Consider the following 3,997-nt stretch of genomic DNA (forward strand, 5'->3'; position numbering starts at 1 on the left):
CCAGTTGACCCGAGGGGCGTGTTTCACGTGAAACACGCCCCTCGGGTCAACTGGTCCGGTCAGACGCCGATGTTGCGGCCGTCCTTGCGCCACACGGACACGACCGCCGGGCGGACGAGCTTGCCGGGACCGTCGGGCCACACCGACTGCGGCTTCTCGACGGACGCGCCGTCGATCTCACCCGGGTGCTGGACGGAGACCAGGACGCGCTTGTCCTGGATGAGCGGGCCGCAGGTCTCGGCGCCGCGCGGAACGGTCAGGAACTGCTTCAGCTCACCGCGGCGCTCACCGGCCGTCGCGACACCGAACAGCCCGTCGTGGGAGCCGAGCTGGTTGCCGTCCGTGGAGATCCACAGGTTGCCGTGCGGGTCGAAGGCCACGTTGTCCGGGCAGGAGATCGGGCTGACCTTGTCCTTCGGGAAGCCCGCGAAGTAGGTGGCCGGGTCGTTCGGGTCACCGGCGACCAGGAAGAGCCGCCAGGCGAACCCGTCACCGGCCGGATCGTCGAAGTTCTCGGCGAGCTCCAGTATCTGGCCGTGCTTGTTCAGGTTGCGCGGGTTGGCCTCGGTCGCCCCCTCCGCCTTGCCGGGCTTGCCGCGGTCGGTGTTGTTCGTCAGCGCGACGTACACGCGGCCGGTGCGCGGGGACGGCTCGACGTCCTCGGGGCGGTCCATCTTGGTGGCGCCCACCTTGTCGGCGGCCAGGCGCGTGAAGACGTACACCTCCTCGGCGGTCATGCCCTCGACGTGCGAGACGTTGCCGGTGGCGAGCTTGATCCACACACCGGAACCGTCGAACTCGCCGTCGGCGGGCAGCTTGCCGGAGCCGTCGATCTGGGCGGCCGGGGAGTCACCGGTCAGCTTGGCGACGTAGAGGGTGCCCTCGTCGAGCAGCGTGAGGTTGTGCTCCTTCGCCGCGCGCGAGTTGCCCTTCTTCATCTGCTTCGACGAGACGAACTTGTAGAAGTAGTCGAAGCGCTCGTCGTCGCCCATGTAGACGACCGGACGGCCGTCCTCGGTCAGGCGGGGCTGCGCGGCCTCGTGCTTGAAGCGGCCGAGCGCGGTGCGCTTGCGCGGGACGGAGTTCGGGTCGTACGGGTCCAGCTCGACGACCCAGCCGAAGCGGTGGGACTCGTTGGGCTCCTGCGCCACGTCGAAGCGCTTGTCGAACCGCTCCCACTTGCGCTCGGTGGCACCGGGGGTCATGCCGTAGCGCTTCAGACGGGCGGCCTGGGTGGGGTCGGTGACCAGGCCGGCGTTGCCGAAGTACTGGTTGAAGTTCTCCTCGCCGTGGAGGGTGGTGCCCCATGGGGTGGTGCCGCCGGCGCAGTTGTTGAGGGTGCCGAGCACCTTCGTGCCGGTGGGGTCGACCGAGGTCTTCAGCAGGGCGCCGCCCGCGGCCGGGCCGGTCATCTTGAACTCGCTGGTGGTGGTCAGCCGGCGGTTGAGCTGGTGGCGGGAGACCGCGGTCAGCTTGCCGCTGCGGTGGTCCTCCTGGACGGCGACCACGGACAGGCCGTGTGCGGCCCAGGCGATCTCGACCTGCTCGCGGGTCGGGTTGTTCGCGTCGTACGCCTTGAACATGAGGTTCTCGTCCGTGTACTCGTGGTTGGCCACGAGCAGCTGCCGGCGCTCGTAGTCGCCGCCGAGCGGGAGGAGGCTCAGGAAGTCGTTGTTGTAGCCGAACTGACCGGCCTGCGCGGCGGCCGTCTGCTTGTCGGGGTTGAAGCCCGGCGCGCCCTTGATGATCGGGTCGCCCCAGCGGATCACGACGTTCTGCTCGTGGCCCTCGGGGATGGTGACCTTGTCGTCGGTGTTCGGCGCGACGGCCTTGAAGCGCAGACCACGGGCGGCCTCGCCGCCCTTGCCCGCGCCGGCCGCGGCGGCATCGGCGGAGGGGATGGCGTTGGCGGTCTGCCCCGCGCCGCCGAACGCGACGGCGGACCCGGCGGCGGTGGCTACCGTCACCACAGCGGCGGAACGCAGCATCGCGCGGCGGGAGTAGGCGCGGGCTATGACATCGCCGACGTACTCGTTGTCGCTGGTGTTCGGCACCTCGTGGAAGCAGGCGTCGCCACAGCGGTAGCGACAGGTGAGAGCGGACCGGCCGCTCCCATGCGGGTTGCCGATGAACGGCAGAAGCTTGCGCACGAGTGTCCTCCGAGTAGCTGCGTGGGCGCCGACAACCTGTCGGTACGATCCAGCCGCGACGCTAAGCCCGGGTTGCGCCGAGGCGGCGGCGCGGGGATGAACGGTGAGTGAACCCGGCACGTCGGAGCGGCAGTTCACTCACCGTGTGCGGATGATGCGGAGCCGGACGCCACGAAAGGCGCCCCTCCCGAAGATCCAGCCGGGCGGCCGATAACCTTACGTGTCCACTCTGGGCAGGGATCATCCGCGCAGCACGGACAAATGACGCACGCACACATGCGAAAGGCCTGGCCCATGGGTATTCGGAGCTTGTTGCGCAAGGTATTCGGACGGTCCGCGGAATCCGTTCCGGAGACTACGGACACCCCTTCGGCCGCTGTCCCCAACCAGGCGGAACGGACCCCTCTGGACGTCGCCGCCGACCTGGTGGCGGCGTCCTTCGACAACCCCACCGTTCCGCCGCAATCCACGTTGCGCGACCGCGAACCGGGCACGGTCCTCACGGCGCCCGCACCGATGGCGGACCCGACGGTCCCCGAAGCCCGCCGCGCGCCTGCGGCGAAGCCCGGCGGAGAAACCCCCGCACCCCCCGCGGAGCCCACGCCGGCCGAGGCCGAACCGGCCGCCGCCGAGGGCACTGCCGCGCCGGAGGCCGAACCGGTCGCCGCCGAAGCAACCGCACCCGAGGCGGACAACGCCCCCGCCGCGGAGCAGCCCGAGGCGGATGCGCCGGAGGCCCAGGACGAGCCCGAGGCCCCGGCCGCCGAGGCGGAGCCCGAGGCCGATGCGCCGCAGGCGCAGAACACTCCGGCTGCGGAGGAGCCCGAGGCCGAGACCCCTGCCGCCCCTGAGGTCGAGCCGGTCGCCGCCGAGACCGCCGAGCCCGAGGCGCAGGACGCTCCCGCCGCGGAGCAGGCCGAGGTCGAGGCTCCGGCAGCCGCCGAGGCGGAGGCCGAACCGGTCGCCACCGAGACCACCGAGCCCGAGGCGAAGCACGCCGAGGCCGAGGCCGAGACGGTCGTCGCCGAGACCACGGAGCCCGAGGCGGAGGCCGAGCCGGCTGCCACCGAGACCACCGAGCCCGAGGCGAAGCACGCCGAGGCCGAGGCCGAGACGGTCGTCGCCGAGACCACGGAGCCCGAGGCGGAGGCCGAGACGGTCGCCGACGAGGCCACCGCGGCGGAGGCGCCCGCGAACGGGGCGGCCGTCGTGCGGCGGCGGGCGCCCGAGGTCGCCGGGGCGTACAAGGCGGCCGGGCAGGTACTGCGGGCCAAGGGGAAGGCCGGCGCGCGGGCCAAGGTGTACCTCGTGCTGGACCGTTCCGGGTCGATGCGCGGGTTCTACAAGGACGGCAGCGCCCAGTACCTCGCCGACCACGCCCTCGCCCTCGCCGCGCACCTCGACGACGCGGCGACCGTGCACACCGTGTTCTTCTCCACCGAGGTGGACGGCACGGCAGACCTGGCCCTCGACGGCTACGACGCCGCCTGGGTCGAGGCCCGCCACGCCGAGTTCGGCCGGATGGGCCGCACCAGCTACCACGTGGCCGTCGAGGCCGTCCTGAAGCGCTACCAGAAGGACGGCGGCGAGGGCCCGGCCCTGGTCGTCTTCCAGACCGACGGCGCCCCCGACAACCGTCAGCCCGCCCGGCAGGCCCTGGCCGACGCCGCCACCGCCGCTCCCGGTGTGCACTGGCAGTTCGTCGCCTTCGGCGACCACGACGCCAAGGCCTTCGACTTCCTGCGCAAGCTGGACGCCGAGAACGCCGGCTTCTTCCACGCCGGCCCGGCCCCCACCGAGCTGACCTCCGCCGCCCTGGTCAAGGGCATCCTGGAGCAGTTCTAGTA

2 protein-coding genes are annotated in these 3,997 nt (G+C 71.8%); one reads left to right on the forward strand and one right to left on the reverse strand.

Annotation, left to right across the window (positions count from 1 at the left end):
- Window positions 1-59: 59 nt before the first annotated feature.
- Entirely contained in the window at window positions 60-2,150 is a 2,091-nt protein-coding gene (locus ACWGIU_RS31855) for a PhoX family protein (protein ID WP_453711584.1), read from the reverse strand.
- 294 nt (window positions 2,151-2,444) lie between these two features.
- Between ACWGIU_RS31855 and ACWGIU_RS31860 the strand changes: the two genes are divergently transcribed.
- Entirely contained in the window at window positions 2,445-3,995 is a 1,551-nt protein-coding gene (locus ACWGIU_RS31860) for a VWA domain-containing protein (RefSeq protein ID WP_453711585.1), read from the forward strand.
- Window positions 3,996-3,997: the final 2 nt, after the last annotated feature.

It is taken from the genome of Streptomyces sp. NPDC054840 (genome assembly GCF_053611065.1).